This is a genomic window from Pseudomonas sp. EB271-G4-1 (genome assembly GCF_058791355.1).
This window is the reverse complement of record NZ_JBYTEO010000048.1, coordinates 1-17,194: the sequence shown is the minus strand read 5'-3', so window position 1 is coordinate 17,194 and position 17,194 is coordinate 1. Positions and strand designations below refer to the sequence as shown.

The following is a 17,194-nucleotide window of genomic DNA, read 5'->3' as shown; positions in this document are numbered from 1 at the left end:
GGGTGAATCAGTGACCAGGCGCGGTCTGCCGCCAGGCTTGCGAGCGACGCAGCAAACCGCGCGAAGCCCAGGCCAGCAGCAAGGACACACCCGCCGAGGTGAACAGAATCAGGGTCGACATCGCCGCCGCACCACCGACATTGCCGGCGTCGTCCATGTTCAGCACCGCGACCGCCGCGAGAATGGTGTCGGGGCTATAGAGGAAGATCGCTGCCGAGACGGTGGTCATGGCCGAGACGAACAGGTAGCGCACAATATCCAGCAGCGCTGGCAGGCAAATCGGCACGGTGACCCGCAAGTAATGCCGATAAAGCGGCGCCTTGAGTGACAGCGCGGCGGCTTCGAACTCGGCATCGAGTTGGCGCAGCGCGGTGGTGGCGGTCATTTGCGCAGTGGTCAAATAATGCGCAATGGTGCAGACAACCAGCAGGGTCATGGTCCCGTAGAGCACATGCAGCGGGTTGCCGGTGAGGTTGAAGAAGAAGACGTAACCCAAGCCCAGCACCAGGCCCGGCACCGCCATCGGTACGAAACTGAGCATGCGCAGGGTCAGGTTCAGCCCGCGCTGGCCCTTGGTTTTCTCCATCAAGTAGGCGCCGGTGAAGATCAACAGGCTGCCGATCAGCGCCGTGCATAACGCCATCTTCACGCTGTTGCCATAGGCCAGCCAGCCGCCACCCGCGGTGTCGTTGAACTGGTAGTGGTTGAGTGACAGCGACAGGTTGTACGGCCAGAATTTCACCAGCGATGAGAACACCGCCATGCCGAACACCATTAGCAACGCGGCGCAGATCAGCAGAACCACGACCAGGTAGCAGCCGTCGCGCAGCTTCGACGGTGCCGGTTTAAAGACTTGCGCCCGACCGCTCATGGAATCGCCATGACGCCGGCGCAACCAGGCATCGACCCCGAAACTGAACAGCGCCGGCAGCAACAGCACCATGCCGATCAACGCGCCGCGACCGAACTGTTGCTGGCCGACCACCGCCTTGTAGGCTTCCAGTGCCAGCACTTGATAGTCGCCTCCGACCACCACGGGTACACCGAAGTCAGTAATGGTCAGAGTGAACACCAGACAGAACGCAGCAAATACCGCCTGACGGGTCGCCGGCCAGGTGATGCTGCGAAAGGCTTTTGCCGGACTGGCGCCCATACTCGAGGCGGCATCGAACAGGCGCGCATCCGCCAGGGAAAGCGCTGACAGCAAAATCATCAAGGCGTGTGGGAAGGTGTAGATGACCTCACCCAGAACGATGCCCCAGAAGCCGTAGATGTTATCCGAGAGCAAGCCGCGTAATAGGCCCTGGTTGCCGAACAGATAAACCAGGGCAATCCCCGGCAGCATCGAAGGCGCCATCAGCGGCAATAATGAAATCCCCCGCCAGATGCCCTTGCCGGGAATCAGGGTGCGTTGCAGGGCGTAGGCAAACAGGTAGGCCAGTGGTACGACAATGGCGGCGACGCTGAGAGATACCTTCAGGCTATTACCCAGCAACCAATGGAAATTGGCACTGCTGATCAATTCTTGAGCAGCCAACCAGCCTCCGCCCTGCCCGGCTTCGGCACTGAAGCCGCGCCAGAAGATGGCCAGCAACGGCATCAGTACCGCGACGCCAAGCAGCACCAGCAAGAGGACTTTGCCGCCGACCACGAACAGCCGGTCGCCAAGTTCGGCACGGGAATACTTCCGCACCTGCTTGTGCGTCAGCGGCAGCGCGATGTTCGAATTCATCAGGCAAACACCTGCAGGCTCTGTGGCGGCAAAGCCACCATGATCTGCTGCGCGCCAAGACGCGGCATGGCTTCGGGTGCCAGCTCGGCCAACAGTGCGTGGCCAGGCAAATGGTCGAGCTCGAAGCTCATCCGACAGCGATTACCCAGGAAGGTGATTTCGCGAACCCTGGCCGGAAACAGGTTTTCTTCATGCACCGGCGGATTGACGTTGATCGCTTCCGGGCGACAGAACAAACGACCCGAGGCATTTTTTGCGCTGCCGTCGGCCAGGCGCAGGTTCATCCCGCCGACTTGGGCGTGGCTGTCGCTGTTGCGGCTGAAAGGCAGCCAGTTGCCCTGGCCGACGAACTCCGCCACGAACGGCGTGGCCGGACGGTTGTAGATTTCCTGCGGCGTGGCGTACTGCTCGACTTGGCCGTTGTTCATCACGGCAATGCGGTCGGCCATCAGCATGGCCTCGTCCTGGTTGTGGGTAACCATCAGGGTGGTGATGCCGAGGCTGCGCTGCAACTGACGCAGTTCGGTGCACAGGTGCTCACGGACGCGGGCATCGAGTGCCGACATCGGTTCGTCCAGCAGCAACAACGAAGGTGCCGGGGCCAAGGCGCGAGCCAGCGCTACGCGTTGCTGCTGTCCACCGGACAACTGGCCCGGGTACTTTTTCTCACTGCCGCTCAGGCCGACCAGTTCCAGCATCTGACCGACACGCTGACGCACCTGTTCGCGGCCACTGCCGGCCAGACCGTAGGCAATGTTCGCTTCGACGGTGAGATTGGGAAACAGTGCGTAGGACTGAAACAGAATGCCGTAGTCCCGCGCTTGGGGCGCCAGGTGGGAAACGTCGCGATCGCCCAGGTACAGCTCGCCGCTGTCCTGCTTTTCCAGCCCGGCGATGCAACGCAGCAAGGTGGTCTTGCCGCAGCCCGATGGGCCCAACAAACACACCAGCTCACCGGCCGCCACGTCGAGGGAAACGTTATCCAGCGCAGTAAACGCGCCAAAGCGCTTCTGTACACCGCGCACCTTCATCGGTGCGCCAGGGTTGGTCAGGGCAGTTGCGATCGAGTTGTTCATGGACGGACCTCATCTGGCAGATGGGGCCATCCTAGGGTTGTAATGCGTCCGTCATGTGGCAGTGAGGCAAAAACCGCCGATAGTGGTATTCAAGGATTTTGGTTGCCTGGACTGACCTCTTCGCGAGTAGGCTCGCTCCCACAGTTGACCGCACGCCCCTGTGGGAGCGAGCCTGCTCGCGAAGAGGTCGGCATAGACACCAGAGATTCAGGCAGGAGACATTTCCTGCGCCAATCCCAGAAACGCCGCTGGCAACCGCGCGTTTTTTCGCTCCTTGAGGCAGTACAGGTACTCCGGAATCTGCGGCGCATTCTCGATGGTCAGCACGCGCAGTTGCGGATCATGCGGCACTTCCTGGCGGGCAATAATGCTGATGCCGATATTGCGCAACACCGCCTCACGGATCGATTCGCGGCTGCCAATCTCCAGCAGCGGCCCGAAACCGACACCGGCGCTGGCGAGCAACTCTTCGGTCAAACGCCGGGTGGTCGAACCCGGTTCTCGCATCAACAATGTGTGCCCTGCCAATGCGCCCAGCGGCACGTGATCGTGGACCGCCAGTGGATGATTGCGATGCACCGCCAGCACCAGCGGATCGCTGCCCAGCACCCGTCGAATCAGCCGCGCATCCTCCAGCAACTGCGAAGATGCCGCAACATCCACCCGGTACTCCTCCAAAGCTTCGAGCACCTGCTGGGAGTTGCCGATTTCAACCGACACCTCCACCTGCGGCAGGCGTTCGCGGAAGGTTTTCACCAAGTCGAGGATGTAGTACGGCGCCGTAGCGGCGATGCGCAACATGCCCTGGACCTGCCCGCTGTTACGCAGGAAGAACTCGATGTCGGCTTCCTGTTGCAGCAGTCCCTTGACCATCGGCAACAGCCGCGCGCCCTCATCGCTGACGCTCAGGCGACGGCCGCCCCGGTAGAACAACTCAACTGAGTACTGGCTTTCCAGGTTGCGAATCTGGGTGGTCACCGTGGGTTGGCTCAAACCGAGCTTTTTCGCTGCCAGGGTGATGCTGCCCAGGCGGGCGACCATGTAAAACGCCTTCAGCTCGGCACTCAGCACAACTGTCCCTCATCGTTTATTTGCGCAGCAGGCGCAAGCCATTGAACACCACCAACAGGCTCACACCCATGTCAGCGAACACCGCCATCCACATGGTGGCGAGCCCGGCGAAGGTTACCCCAAGAAAGATCGCCTTGATGACCAATGCCAGGGCAATGTTCTGCTTGAGGATGCTCGAGGTTTGTCGCGACAGACGAATGAAAGTCGGAATTTTGCGCAGATCGTCGTCCATCAGGGCGACATCGGCGGTTTCGATTGCCGTGTCTGTGCCAGCGGCAGCCATGGCGAAACCAATTTCGGCGCGCGCCAGTGCGGGCGCATCGTTGATGCCGTCACCGACCATGCCAACGTTATAGCCCTGAGCATACAGTGCTTCGATGGCTTGCAATTTATCAGAGGGCAGCAGATCCCCTTGTGCCTGGTCGATGCCAACCTGCGCGGCAATCGCCTCGGCGGTGTAGAAATTGTCGCCGGTCAGCATCAGGGTCTTGATGCCCAGGTCATGTAGTTGCTGGATCGCTTCGCGACTGGACTCCTTCACTGTGTCGGCCACGGCAAACAGCGCCAATGGGCCGGATGAATCGAGTAGTAGCACTACGGATTTACCCTGTTTTTCCAGCGCGAACAGCGTCTCTTCCAGCTCCGGTGAGCACAGGTTCAGGTCTTCGACCAGCCGATGGTTGCCCAAGTGATAGGTTTGGCCGTTGATGTCACCGCGCACTCCACGCCCGGCCAGCGCCTCGAAGTTATCCACAATCAACAGCGGGTGTTGTTTATCCACAGCGGCATTGGCGATGGCCAACGACACCGGGTGATCCGATCGACCGGCCAGTGCTGCGGCAATTGCCGGCACCGAGGCATCGGCCTTGGGATCAAGCTCCAGATAATCAGTCTGCACCGGCTTGCCGTGGGTAATCGTGCCGGTCTTGTCCAGCGCCAGATAGTCGAGCTTGTAGCCACCCTCCAGATAGACACCGCCCTTCACCAGAATACCTTTGCGCGCCGCCGCCGCGAGGCCGCTGACGATGGTCACCGGCGTGGAAATCACCAAGGCACAAGGACAGGCGACAACCAGCAGGACCAGCGCGCGGTAGATCCAGTCAAACCAAAGCGCATTGATGAACAGCGGTGGAATCACCGCCACCGCCAGGGCCAGGACAAACACCGCCGGGGTGTATATTTTCGAGAAGCGGTCAACGAAGCGCTGGGTCGGCGCCCGCGCGCCTTGAGCCTGTTCGACGGCGTGAATGATCCGCGCCAGCGTCGAATGGTTCGCTTCAGCAGTCACGGCATATTCCAGGGAACCGGCCTGATTGATGGTGCCTGCGAATACCTTGTCGCCAACGGTTTTCTCCACCGGCAGGCTTTCACCCGTGATCGGTGCCTGGTTGATGGTCGAACTGCCCGACACCACTTCACCGTCCAGGCCAATCCGCTCACCGGGGCGTACCCGCACCCGCGCGCCGAGTTCGATGGACTTGACGTTTTGCGCAATCCAGCGGCCATCGGCTTGCAACACCGTGGCCTGCTCCGGCGCCATCTGCATCAGGCCGCTGATTGCATTGCGCGCCCGGTCCAGCGACTTGGCTTCGATCAGCTCGGCCACTGTAAACAGGAACATCACCATCGCCGCTTCCGGCCATTGCCCGATCAGGATTGCACCGGTCACCGCAATGCTCATCAAGGCGTTGATGTTCAGGTTGAGGTTCTTCAGGGCAATCCAGCCCTTCTTGTAGGTTGCGAGGCCGCCACTGAGGATCGAGACCAGAGCGATGACCGCCACCACCCAATTCGGTGCAGCACTGGTGAAGTGAATCACTTCGGCCACCAGCGCACCCAGACCCGACAACGCCAATGGCCACCAAGGCTTTTTCACCGGCGCCGGGGCGGGCGCTTCAACACCCTGCTCCAGCGGCTCGGCCTGCATGCCGAGGGACTTGATGGCGTCGATGATCGGTGCAGTGCCTGTCAAGTCGTGGGTTACGCCGAGCACACGGTTGATCAGGTTGAATTCCAACTGCTGCACACCCGCCAGCTTGCCGAGTTTGTTCTGGATCAGCGTTTGCTCGGTCGGGCAATCCATGGCCTCGATGCGGAAAGTGCTCAACCGCGCGTTGGCGGTCGGCGTTTCGTTCAACTTGATCAGCGACGGCGCCGCCACTTTGGCGGAGCAGCAGGAATCCCCGGGGCCGCCATGCACATGTTTGTGCACAGGCTTGAGTTTATGGCTGTGATCGTGATCAGCCTCGGGTTTGTGGGTGTGAAGGGAATCGCTCATCGGGTCGCGTCCTTGAAGGTGCCTGTTGCCAAGTAAAGACCCTGTAGCCACTATAGGGTCAAGCACCTATTTGGAGATTGCCGTCATGAAGATTGGAGAGCTGGCCAAACTCACTGACTGCGCCGTGGAAACCATTCGCTACTACGAACGCGAGAACCTGCTGCCGGAGCCGGCCCGCAGCGACGGCAACTACCGGGTCTATACCCAGGCCCACGCTGAACGCCTGACCTTCATCCGCAACTGCCGCACCCTCGACATGACCCTTGAAGAAATTCGCAGCCTGCTGGCCTTTCGCGACAGTCCGCAGGATCAATGTGAAAGCGTGAATGCGCTGATCGACGAGCATATCCATCACGTCAAGGCGCGGATCGATGGTTTGCTGGCGTTGCAGACACAACTGCTCGACCTGCGCCAACGCTGTGGCGAAGGGCCGGATGTTGATCAATGCGGGATTTTGCAGAGGCTGGAAGTGAGTGGCGGGGTTGTGGCGACCGAGGTTGAGCATTCACATGTCGGCCGTAGCCACGGCCATTAGTAGTAGAGGATCGTTCCCATGCTCCGCGTGGGAATGCATCCCGTGACGCTCCGCGTCACAGTGGACGCGGAGCGTCCATGGCGGCATTCCCACGCAGAGCGTGGGAACGATCTGACGGCAGGCTTCAGACCGCCATTGGCGCGGTCATCGGCGCATGGTGTTCATAGCCTTCCAGCGAGAAATCACTCGGTTCCACCAGTTCCAGCCACTCCGGCTGGTAAACACCCGTCTTGGCAAACTCCGGTACGCGGTCGGAAATCACCAGTTTGGGCATCGGGAACGGCTCGCGCTTGAGCTGTTCGTTGAGCATGTCCAGGTGATTTTCGTAAACGTGGGCGTCGCCGATGAAATAGGTAAACCAGCGCGGCGTGTAGCCGGTCAGGCGACCGATCAGGCTTAGCAGCGCGGCGCCCTCGGTGAGGTTGAACGGCGTGCCCAGGCCCAAGTCGTTCGAACGGATGTAGAGGGTCAGGGAAATCTCCCTGGTCTCGACATTCGGGTGGAACTGGTACAGCAGATGGCACGGCGGCAGGGCCATTTCATCGAGTTGTGCGACGTTCCAGCCGTGAAACAGGATACGGCGGCTGCCCGGATCCTTGATGATGGTGTCGACGCACTGGCGAACCTGATCGATGGCCTTGTACAACACCACGTAGGCCTGGCCATCCTCTTCACCTTCGGCAATCTGGCGATAACCCTGCTTCAGGGTTTGCTCGATGGCGGCCGGATTGCTGACCGGGATCTGCTTGTACGCCGGCCATTTACGCCATTGCACGCCGTAGATCTCGCCGAGGTCGTCTTCACCCTGGCGGAACGGGTTGGCGAGCCACTGGGCGTTTTCATTGGCGTTCTGGTCCCAGACCTTGCAGCCCAACGCACGGAATTGCGCGGCATTGTTCACGCCACGCAGAAAACCGCACATCTCGCCAATGGCCGATTTGAAGGCCATCTTGCGTGTGGTGATCGCCGGGAAACCTTCCTGCAGGTCGTAACGCAGCATGGCACCCGGGAAGCTGATGGTGTTCACGCCGGTGCGATTGGCCTGTTTGGTGCCGTTCTTGATGACGTGGGCGACCAGTTCGAGATATTGCTTCATGAATTACCTGTGTCCTTGAACCCGCAGCATCGCTGCGGGATTCGAATTTTATACAGCTGCCGCTGGAGTCGCCGGGGCGCGGTGATACGCCAGCCAGATCAGGAACAACCCGCCGACGATCATCGGCACGCAGAGCACCTGGCCCATGGTTAGCCAGTTCCAGGCCAGATAGCCCAGTTGCGCATCCGGTACGCGGACGAACTCGACGATGAAACGGAAGATGCCATAGAACAGCGCGAACATCCCCGATACCGCCATGGTCGGCCGCGGTTTGCGCGAAAACAGCCACAGGATCAGGAACAGCGCGACGCCTTCGAGCGCAAACTGATACAGCTGCGACGGGTGACGTGCCAATTGTGCCGGATCAGTCGGGAAGACCATCGCCCACGGCACATCGGTAGCCTTGCCCCACAGCTCGGCATTGATGAAGTTGCCGATCCGCCCGGCGCCCAGGCCGATCGGCACCATCGGCGCGACGAAGTCCATCAGCTGGAAAAACGACTTGTTGTTCTTTTTACCGAACCACAAGGCTGCCAACATCACGCCGATGAACCCGCCGTGGAACGACATCCCGCCCTTCCACACTTCAAAGATCAACAGCGGGTTGGCGATATAAGCACTCAAATCGTAGAACAGCACATAACCCAGGCGACCACCGACAATCACCCCCATCGACATCCAGAACACCATGTCGGAGAGCTTCTCCTTGTTCCAGGTCGGGTCGAAACGGTTCAGCCGGCGCGACGCCAGCAGCCAGGCGCCGCCGATGCCGATCAGGTACATCAACCCGTACCAGTGGATTTTCAGCGGACCGATGGCCAAGGCCACCGGGTCGATCTGCGGGTAAGGCAGCATTGCGACTCCTCATGAGTTCAAATCAATTCCCGGGCGACGCTGTCACCTCAGGATTAAGCCAGGATTGTGTCGTGCGTCAGAGCAGATGCTTCAGACTAGAAACTTCAGGCCGACGCCAAACAGCAAAGCGGCAAACAGTCTTTTGAGCAACCTTGGCGACAGATTGTGCGCCAGTCGCGCGCCGAAGCGGGCGAAGACCATACTGGTCAGGGCAATGCCCAACAGCGCCGGCAAATAAATGAAACCGAGACTATGGGCCGGAAGCAACGGATCGTGCCAGCCCAGAATCATGAAAAATAATGCACTGGACAGCGCAATCGGCAGGCCGCAGGCAGAGGACGTAGCGACCGCTTGCTGCATCGGCACGCTGCGCCAGGTCAGGAACGGCACGGTCAGTGACCCGCCGCCAATCCCGAAAATCGCAGAAGCCCAGCCAATTACGCTGCCGGCTACGGTCAGACCGAGTTTACCCGGCACCGTTCGACTGGCCTTGGGCTTGAGTTCCAACGCCAGCTGCGCAGCAATGACCAAGGCAAACACGCCGATGATCTTTTGCAGGTTGGGCCCGGAGATCGCTTCGGCAGTCAGCGCGCCAAAACCCGCACCGATCAGAATGCCCAGGGTCATCCACGCAAAAATTGGCCAGCGTACCGCTCCACGGCGATGGTGCTCCCGAATGGCGTTGACCGAGGTAAAGATAATCGTCGCCAGCGAGGTGCCTACGGCCAGGTGCGTGAGGATCGACGGATCAAACCCCTGCGCCTTGAAGCTGAATACCAGCACCGGGACAATGATGATTCCGCCCCCCACGCCGAACAGCCCGGCCAGCACTCCGGCACAGGCGCCGAGCGCCAGATAGAGCAGAAATTCCATGCTTTTCCCCTCCCAACCCCAAAATCGGAGCGGCATGGTAACGGATGCATGGCCTCGGGCTCCACTGGATGGCGATGGATACCCGCACGATGACTGCGTAGAGTGGGAAAAAAACACACAAGGATCACCTTATGTGCCTGATTGTTTTTGCTTGGCGACCGGGCCACGCCCAACCGCTGATCGTGGCGGCTAACCGCGACGAATTTTATGCCCGCCCCAGCCTGCCACTGGCGCAATGGCCCGAGGCCCCCCAGGTGCACGCCGGGCGAGACCTGGAGGCGGGAGGAACCTGGCTCGGTGTCGGCGTCAACGGGCGCTTTGCGGCGCTGACCAACATCCGCGATCCGCATCGACCGCCAGGGCGCCGGTCTCGCGGTGAGTTAGTGGCGGGATTCCTCACCAAAGATGTGCCAATTGATGACTATTTAGCCGACGTTGTCGCCCGTTCGCCTGAATATGGCGGATTTAACTTACTGATCGGCAACGCCAATGAGTTGTGGCATTTCAATGCGCGGGAATCGGAAGCGGTGATGCTACCGGCGGGGATCTACGGCCTGTCGAACGCCGGGCTGGATACGCCGTGGCCGAAACTGCTCAGGGCCAAGGCAGCACTGGGCGAGGTACTGGATGATCCGCAACCGCAGTCTTTGCTGGCCTTGCTCAGCGATTCACAGCAAGCGCCGTTTGCAGACCTGCCAGACACCGGAGTGGGGTTGGCCACCGAGACGCTGCTGTCGAGTGTGTTTATTGCCAGCCAGAGTTATGGGACGCGGGCGAGTACGGCGTTGATTGTGCGGGCGGATGGCTCGCGGCATTTGGTCGAACGGAGTTTTGGGCCGTTTGGCGGGCATCTTGGGGAAGTGGATATTCGGCTTTAGTGTTGCGTTATTCGTGCGACCCTCTTCGCGAGCAAGCCCGCTCCCACATTTGAAATACGGTTAAATGTGGGAGCGGGCTTGCTCGCGAAGGGGGTGTAGCAAATTCAGAGAGGCTTGATCGCCGCCGGATTGATCATCCGCGCCAACCCCAGGTTCTTCAGCGCCAATTGCAGCGAGCTGTGGATAACTTGCGGGTTGTCGATGGTCATCAGTTCGGCGAGCAGCTGCTTGGCCTTGCTCAAATTGATCTGGCGCAGCATCCACTTCACCTTCGGCAAGTTGGTGGCGTTCATCGACAAGCTGTCGAAACCCATCGCCATCAATAGCACCGCCGCCGCCGGGTCACCGGCCATCTCGCCGCAGATACTCACTGGCTTGCCTTCGGCATGGGCGTCACGCACTACGGTTTGCAGGGCTTGCAGCACCGCCGGGTGCAGGTAGTCGTACAGGTCGGCTACTCGCGGGTTGTTACGGTCCACGGCCAACAGATATTGGGTCAGGTCGTTGGAACCCACCGACAGGAAGTCCACCTGCCGCGCCAGCTCCTTGGTCTGGTACACCGCTGCCGGAATCTCGATCATCACGCCAATCGGTGGCATCGGCACGTCGCAACCTTCGTCGCGAACCTCGCCCCAGGCCCGGTGGATCAGGTGCAGGGCTTCTTCCAGCTCATGGGTACCGGAGATCATCGGCAGCAGAATCCGCAGGTTGTTCAAGCCTTCACTGGCCTTGAGCATGGCGCGGGTCTGCACCAGGAAGATTTCCGGGTGGTCGAGGGTGACACGAATGCCGCGCCAGCCGAGGAACGGGTTGTCTTCCTTGATCGGGAAGTACGACAGCGACTTGTCGCCGCCGATGTCCAAGGTACGCATGGTCACTGGCTGTGGGTGAAAAGCGGCCAGCTGTTCGCGGTAGATCGCCAGCTGTTCCTTTTCACTCGGGAAGCGCTGGTTGATCATGAACGGTACTTCGGTGCGGTACAGACCTACGCCTTCGGCCCCGCGCTTTTGCGCGCGCGCCACATCCGCCAACAGGCCGGTGTTGACCCAGAGCGGCATGCGGTGGCCATCGACCGTGATGCACGGCAGATCGCGCAGCGCATCCAGCCCGAGGGCCAGTTGCTTTTCTTCTTCGACCACCTCGGCGAACTGCTTGCGCAGCACGTCGCTGGGGTTGGTGTAGACCTCGCCGCGGTGACCGTCGACGATCATGCCTATGCCGTCGACCTTGGAATACGGCAGGTCCACCAGGCCCATCACCGTTGGAATGCCCATGGCCCGGGCAAGGATCGCAACGTGGGAGTTACCGGAGCCAAGCACCGAAACCAGGCCCACCAGCTTGTTTTCCGGAACCTCGCCGAGCATGGCCGGCGTCAGTTCCTCGCTGACCAGGATGGTGTTGTCGGGATAGACCAGGGTTTGCTGGCGCTCTTCCTGCAAATAAGCGAGCAGGCGACGACCGAGGTCCTTGACGTCCGACGCACGCTCACGCAAGTAAGCGTCGTCCATCAATTCGAAGCGGTTGACGTGATCGGTGACCACTTGGCGCAACGCGCCCTGGGCCCACTGCCCGGTCTTGATCACGGTGGTCACTTCGCTGCCAAGCGCCGCATCGTCGAGCATCATCAGGTAGACGTCGAACAACGCGCGCTCTTCCGGGCGCAATTGCGTGGCGAGCTTGGCGGACAACGCACGCATGTCAGCGCGCACACCTTCGATGGCGGTCTTGAACAGACCCAGTTCCGCTTCGATGTCGGTGATGGTCTTGTCGGGCACCACGTCCAGGTCGGCCGGCGGCAGCATGACCACCGCCGTACCGACCGCCGCGCCGGGCGAGCCCGGCACGCCGATGAACTTGGCTTCCTGGATACCCTTGCCCTGCCGGCCCAGGCCACGGATCGAACCGGTGGCCTCGGCGTGGGCGATAACCCCGGCGAGTTGCGCGCTCATGGTCACGAGGAAGGCTTCTTCGCCTTCATCGAACTGGCGGCGCTCTTTTTGCTGGATAACCAACACACCGACGACACGGCGGTGGTGGATGATTGGCGCCCCGAGGAACGAAGCGTAGCGCTCTTCACCAGTTTCGGCGAAGTAGCGGTAGCGCGGGTGATCCGCGGCGTTTTCGAGGTTCAGGGGTTCTTCACGCGTGCCGACCAAACCCACCAGACCTTCATTGGGCGCCATGCTGACCTTGCCAATCGAGCGCTTGTTCAAGCCCTCGGTAGCCATCAACACAAAGCGGTTGGTCTCGGGATCAAGCAGGTAGACCGAGCAGACCTGGCTGCCCATGGCCTCTTTGACGCGCAACACAATAATCCCCAACGCCGCCTTGAGATCCTTGGCGGAGTTAACTTCCTGGACGATCTTGCGCAGCGTATTGAGCATGGCTCGGGGTCGAACTCCGTCGTCAGTCGCGCGCTAAAAGGCGCGGGGCAAGCTCTTTGAGGGCGCGTCGATACACCTCGCGCTTGAATGTCACCACCTGGCCCAACGGATACCAATAACTGACCCAGCGCCAGCCATCGAATTCCGGTTTACCGGTCAAATCCATCCGCACCCGCTGCTCATTGGAGATCAGGCGCAGGAGAAACCATTTCTGCTTCTGGCCGATGCACAGCGGTTGGCTGTGCGTCCTGACCAGACGTTGCGGCAAACGATAGCGCAACCAGCCCCGAGTGCAGGCGAGTATTTCAACATCTTCGCGCTCCAGGCCCACTTCTTCGTTCAGCTCGCGGTACAAGGCGTCTTCCGGCGTCTCCTGGGGGTTGATCCCGCCTTGAGGAAACTGCCAGGCATCTTGATTGATACGGCGAGCCCATAGCACCTGGCCGGCATCATTCGTGAGAATGATCCCGACATTAGGACGGAAACCATCGGGGTCGATCACGGCAACAACCTCGCAAACGCATGTCATCGCATTGTTCCACAAAGGTTGTTAAGGCAGCAACGCGCCGGCCTACGTTATGTGCACTCTTGTGAAAAGTCCGTATTCTGGACGCCTTTCTACAGACTTTTCAGCGAGTAACTGCAATGCGGCTGGCTTTATTCGACTTGGACAACACGCTTCTGGGCGGCGACAGTGACCATGCCTGGGGCGATTACCTTTGTGAACGCGGCTTCCTCGACGCCGTCGCCTACAAGGCCCGTAACGATGAGTTCTACCAGGACTACCTGGCTGGCAAGCTCGATAACGACGCCTACCTGAACTTCTGCCTGGAAGTGCTCGGCCGTACCGAGATGGCCACCCTGGATCTATGGCACAGCGACTACATGCGCGACTGCATCGAACCGATCCTGCTGCCCAAGGCGATCGAGTTGCTGGCCCAACACCGCGATGCCGGCGACAAACTGGTGATCATCACCGCCACCAACCGCTTCGTGACCGGCCCGATTGCCGCGCGCCTGGGCGTCGAGACCCTGATCGCCACCGAATGCGAAATACAGGACGGCCGGTACACCGGGCGCAGTACCGATGTACCGTGCTTCCGTGAAGGCAAGGTGACAAGGCTCAATCGCTGGCTGGAAGAAACCGGGCACAACCTCGAGGACAGCTACTTTTATAGCGACTCGATGAATGACCTGGCGTTGCTGGAGCAGGTGGCGAACCCGGTGGCGGTCGATCCGGATCCGAACTTGCGCGCCGAGGCCGAGAAGCGGGGCTGGCCAGTAATCAGTCTGCGCGGCTGATATTGCCTTCGCGAGCAGGCTCGCTCCCACAGTGGATGTGTGAACGACACAATTCCCTTGTGGGAGCGAGCCTGCTCGCGAATGGGGCAACACGGTTTAAAGGGTTAAACCGGTTTGGCGCCCATTAACCCGGCAATCGCCACAAAGCAGACAAAACTGAACAACGCCAGGGCAAAGGTAAATCTGCCCACCCCACCCGGCGTCTTGCGCACCTTGTTCAGCCTTACCAACAACCAGAACCACGCCAGCGCCGCCACGGTGTAAAGCACACTGGAAGCCAGCAACCAGGTCTGCCCCAACGGCCAGCCCACCAGGTGCACCATCCACCAACCGGTAAACGGCATGCTCAGCAATGCCAGCCCCATCAACAGCCAGACGAACACCCGTGGCCGTTGCAGCGTACGGCTGCCCGCTGTCGCGTCGCCGTTACGCCGGGTTCGCCAGACCCAAATCCCCAGGCCCAGCGCACAGACCAGCAACACCACCGTCGCCACCGTGTGCGCCGCTTTCAGGGCCGTCAACGTTTCCATGGTTCGATTTCCTTAAGGGCCTGCCCATCAGCGTAGCCGCTCAGCCAAGAAACAACTGATAGGCCGGGTTGTCGGTTTCGTCCCAGAACGGGTAGCCAATTTCTTCCAGTGCTGCCGGCACCAGGTGACGCTCCTCATGGGGCACCTGCAGGCCCGCGACCACACGACCATCGGCCGCACCGTGGTTACGATAGTGGAACATGGAAATGTTCCAGCGCCCGCCGAGCTTGTTGAGGAAGTTGAACAGCGCGCCCGGACGCTCCGGGAATTCGAAGCGCAGGATCACTTCATCGACCACATGTGCCGCGCGACCGCCGACCATGTGGCGGATGTGCAACTTGGCCAGTTCGTTGTCGGTCAGGTCGACGACCGGAAAGCCCTGCTCGCCCAGGCTGGCGATCAGCGCGCGACGCGGGTCGGTTTCCGGATGAGTCTGCACCCCGACAAAGATGTGCGCTTCGCTGCCAGTGTTGTAGCGGTAGTTGAATTCGGTGATCTGGCGTTTGCCGATGGCTTCGCAGAACGCCTTGAAACTCCCCGGCTGCTCAGGGATGGTCACGGCGATGATGGCTTCACGGCCTTCGCCCAGTTCAGCGCGCTCGGCGACATGGCGCAGGCGGTCAAAATTGACGTTGGCCCCGGAGTCAATGGCCACGAAGGTCTGTCCGGTGACGCCGCGGGACTCGACGTACTTCTTGATCCCGGCCACGCCCAAGGCGCCGGCAGGTTCGGTGATCGAACGGGTATCGTCGTAGATGTCCTTGATCGCCGCACAGATTTCGTCGGTACTGACGGTGATGACTTCGTCGACGTAGTCTTTGCAGATATCAAAAGTGTGCTGGCCGATCTGGGCCACCGCGACGCCATCGGCGAAGATGCCCACGGTCGGCAATACCACACGCTCACCCGCCGCCATGGCGGCTTGCAGGCAATTGGAGTCGTCCGGCTCGACACCGATGACCTTGATGTCCGGCCGCAGGTACTTCACGTACGCCGCGATACCGGCGATCAGGCCGCCGCCACCGACTGGAACGAAGATCGCATCCAGGGGCGCCGGGTGTTGGCGCAAGATTTCCATCGCCACTGTGCCCTGCCCGGCAATGGTGTGGGGATCGTCGTAGGGGTGAATGTAGACGTAGCCTTTTTCGTCGACCAGTTTCAACGAGTAGGCCAGGGCCTCCGGAAACGAATCGCCGTGCAGCACCACTTTGCCACCGCGCGAACGCACGCCTTCGACCTTGATCTCGGGCGTGGTCTTGGGCATGACGATGGTGGCTTTCACGCCCAGGACCTTGGCCGCCAGGGCCAGGCCTTGCGCGTGATTACCCGCCGAAGCGGTAACCACGCCGCGAGCGCGCTCTTCATCGCTCAGCTGCGTCAGCTTGTTGTAGGCGCCGCGAATCTTGAACGAGAACACGGGCTGCAAGTCTTCACGCTTGAGCAAAATCTCGTTGCCCAGCCGCTCGGAGAGCTGGCGAGCAGTCTGCAATGGGGTTTCTACGGCAACGTCATAAACGCGCGAGGTGAGGATCTTTTTGACGTACTGTTCAAGCATCGGAAAGCATCACTGAGCGGGTTGGGCAGGATCAAGGAGTCTAACCCGGCTTTTAGCCGCACGACCACCTGTTGTAGGAGCGAGCATGCTCGCGAGAAACCCAAAGGCGCTGCGGGGTGCCTGGTTTCACGCGTTATCGTTCACGGCTATCGCGAGCATGCTCGCTCCTACAGGGAACAGTCACGGACCGCCAATCGGACAATGACCTTCCCTGCCCCGAGGCCTATAATGCCAGCCTTTCGTTCTCTCTTCGGCACTTCGGAGCCCGCATGACCCAGGATCAACTCAAACAGGCAGTAGCCCAGGCCGCCGTCGACTTCATCCTCCCGAAACTCGACGACAAGAGCATCGTTGGGGTCGGCACCGGCTCCACCGCCAACTGCTTCATCGATGCCCTGGCCAAGCACAAGGGCGCGTTCGATGGCGCGGTCGCCAGTTCCGAAGCCACCGCCGCACGCCTCAAGGGCCACGGGATCCCGGTCTATGAGCTCAATACGGTCAGCGACCTGGAGTTCTACGTCGACGGCGCCGACGAGAGCGACGAGCACCTGAACCTGATCAAGGGCGGCGGCGCAGCCCTGACCCGTGAGAAGATCGTCGCGGCCGTGGCCAAGACCTTCATCTGCATCGCCGACGCCAGCAAACTGGTGCCCGTCCTCGGCGCCTTCCCGCTGCCCGTGGAAGTGATCCCGATGGCCCGCAGCCACGTGGCCCGCCAGCTGGTGAAACTCGGCGGTGATCCGGTCTACCGTGAAGGTGTAGTCACCGACAACGGCAACATCATCCTCGATGTGTTCAATCTGGAGATCACCAATCCGGTGGAACTGGAGTCGCAGATCAATGCGATCGTCGGCGTGGTCACCAACGGCTTGTTCGCGGCGCGCCCGGCGGATCTGTTGTTGCTGGGCACGAGCGAAGGTGTGAAAACCCTGCGCGCCGAGTAAAACATACGCCCCCTTGTGGGAGCGGGCTTGCTCGCGAATGCGGTGTGCCAGTCAACAGAGATGTCACTGACACACCGCATTCGCG

At 60.7% G+C, this 17,194-nt stretch carries 15 protein-coding genes; 4 read left to right on the top strand and 11 right to left on the bottom strand.

Features of this window, described 5'->3' with window-relative positions; genetic code table 11:
- Nucleotides 1-7 precede the first annotated feature (7 nt).
- The 4 genes from AC3WWR_RS21825 to AC3WWR_RS21810 form a co-directional block, all read right to left on the bottom strand.
- Entirely contained in the window at nucleotides 8-1,732 is a 1,725-nt protein-coding gene (locus tag AC3WWR_RS21825) for a putative 2-aminoethylphosphonate ABC transporter permease subunit (RefSeq protein ID WP_033043523.1), read from the bottom strand.
- Nucleotides 1,732-2,808 (bottom strand): putative 2-aminoethylphosphonate ABC transporter ATP-binding protein, encoded by a 1,077-nt coding sequence (locus AC3WWR_RS21820; RefSeq protein ID WP_020797333.1) that lies wholly within the window; start codon nucleotides 2,806-2,808, stop codon nucleotides 1,732-1,734. Before AC3WWR_RS21820 ends, AC3WWR_RS21825 begins: the two co-directional genes overlap by 1 nt.
- Nucleotides 2,809-3,015: 207 nt before the next feature.
- On the bottom strand, nucleotides 3,016-3,879 hold the full coding sequence (locus AC3WWR_RS21815) for a LysR family transcriptional regulator (RefSeq protein WP_020797332.1): 864 nt from the start codon (nucleotides 3,877-3,879) through the stop codon (nucleotides 3,016-3,018).
- Between the two features lie 16 nt (nucleotides 3,880-3,895).
- Nucleotides 3,896-6,157 (bottom strand): heavy metal translocating P-type ATPase, encoded by a 2,262-nt coding sequence (locus AC3WWR_RS21810; protein ID WP_492599054.1) that lies wholly within the window; start codon nucleotides 6,155-6,157, stop codon nucleotides 3,896-3,898.
- An 85-nt stretch (nucleotides 6,158-6,242) separates the two neighbouring features.
- Here AC3WWR_RS21810 and cadR point away from each other — a divergent pair, with 85 nt between their 5' ends.
- Entirely contained in the window at nucleotides 6,243-6,692 is a 450-nt protein-coding gene (gene cadR, locus AC3WWR_RS21805) for a Cd(II)/Pb(II)-responsive transcriptional regulator (RefSeq protein WP_020797330.1), read from the top strand.
- Nucleotides 6,693-6,816: 124 nt separating this feature from the next.
- Here the strand turns inward: cadR and AC3WWR_RS21800 are convergent, their stop codons facing one another.
- From AC3WWR_RS21800 to AC3WWR_RS21790, 3 genes are all read right to left on the bottom strand, one after another.
- On the bottom strand, nucleotides 6,817-7,788 hold the full coding sequence (locus AC3WWR_RS21800; protein ID WP_020797329.1) for a thymidylate synthase: 972 nt from the start codon (nucleotides 7,786-7,788) through the stop codon (nucleotides 6,817-6,819).
- Between the two features lie 48 nt (nucleotides 7,789-7,836).
- Nucleotides 7,837-8,643 (bottom strand): prolipoprotein diacylglyceryl transferase, encoded by an 807-nt coding sequence (gene lgt / locus AC3WWR_RS21795; RefSeq protein ID WP_033041945.1) that lies wholly within the window; start codon nucleotides 8,641-8,643, stop codon nucleotides 7,837-7,839.
- 90 nt (nucleotides 8,644-8,733) lie between these two features.
- Entirely contained in the window at nucleotides 8,734-9,516 is a 783-nt protein-coding gene (locus AC3WWR_RS21790) for a sulfite exporter TauE/SafE family protein (protein ID WP_020797327.1), read from the bottom strand.
- Nucleotides 9,517-9,647: 131 nt separating this feature from the next.
- Between AC3WWR_RS21790 and AC3WWR_RS21785 the strand changes: the two genes are divergently transcribed.
- Entirely contained in the window at nucleotides 9,648-10,394 is a 747-nt protein-coding gene (locus AC3WWR_RS21785; protein ID WP_033041946.1) for an NRDE family protein, read from the top strand.
- Nucleotides 10,395-10,498: 104 nt separating this feature from the next.
- Here the strand turns inward: AC3WWR_RS21785 and ptsP are convergent, their stop codons facing one another.
- Nucleotides 10,499-12,778, bottom strand: coding sequence for a phosphoenolpyruvate--protein phosphotransferase (gene ptsP, locus AC3WWR_RS21780; RefSeq protein ID WP_020797325.1), 2,280 nt, complete (start codon nucleotides 12,776-12,778; stop codon nucleotides 10,499-10,501).
- A 22-nt stretch (nucleotides 12,779-12,800) separates the two neighbouring features.
- Nucleotides 12,801-13,280 (bottom strand): RNA pyrophosphohydrolase, encoded by a 480-nt coding sequence (locus tag AC3WWR_RS21775; protein ID WP_007897732.1) that lies wholly within the window; start codon nucleotides 13,278-13,280, stop codon nucleotides 12,801-12,803.
- A 143-nt stretch (nucleotides 13,281-13,423) separates the two neighbouring features.
- Between AC3WWR_RS21775 and AC3WWR_RS21770 the strand changes: the two genes are divergently transcribed.
- Nucleotides 13,424-14,080, top strand: a complete 657-nt coding sequence (locus tag AC3WWR_RS21770) for a histidinol-phosphatase (RefSeq protein ID WP_033041947.1) — start codon at nucleotides 13,424-13,426, stop codon at nucleotides 14,078-14,080.
- 104 nt (nucleotides 14,081-14,184) lie between these two features.
- Here the strand turns inward: AC3WWR_RS21770 and AC3WWR_RS21765 are convergent, their stop codons facing one another.
- A complete protein-coding gene (locus AC3WWR_RS21765; protein WP_020797323.1) occupies nucleotides 14,185-14,610 on the bottom strand; it encodes a DUF2269 domain-containing protein in 426 nt (141 codons plus the stop codon).
- A 40-nt stretch (nucleotides 14,611-14,650) separates the two neighbouring features.
- Entirely contained in the window at nucleotides 14,651-16,165 is a 1,515-nt protein-coding gene (ilvA, locus tag AC3WWR_RS21760) for a threonine ammonia-lyase, biosynthetic (RefSeq protein WP_020797322.1), read from the bottom strand.
- 269 nt (nucleotides 16,166-16,434) lie between these two features.
- On the opposite strand from ilvA, the gene rpiA reads away from it, so the two are divergent.
- Nucleotides 16,435-17,109, top strand: coding sequence for a ribose-5-phosphate isomerase RpiA (rpiA, locus tag AC3WWR_RS21755; RefSeq protein ID WP_020797320.1), 675 nt, complete (start codon nucleotides 16,435-16,437; stop codon nucleotides 17,107-17,109).
- Nucleotides 17,110-17,194 lie beyond the last annotated feature (85 nt).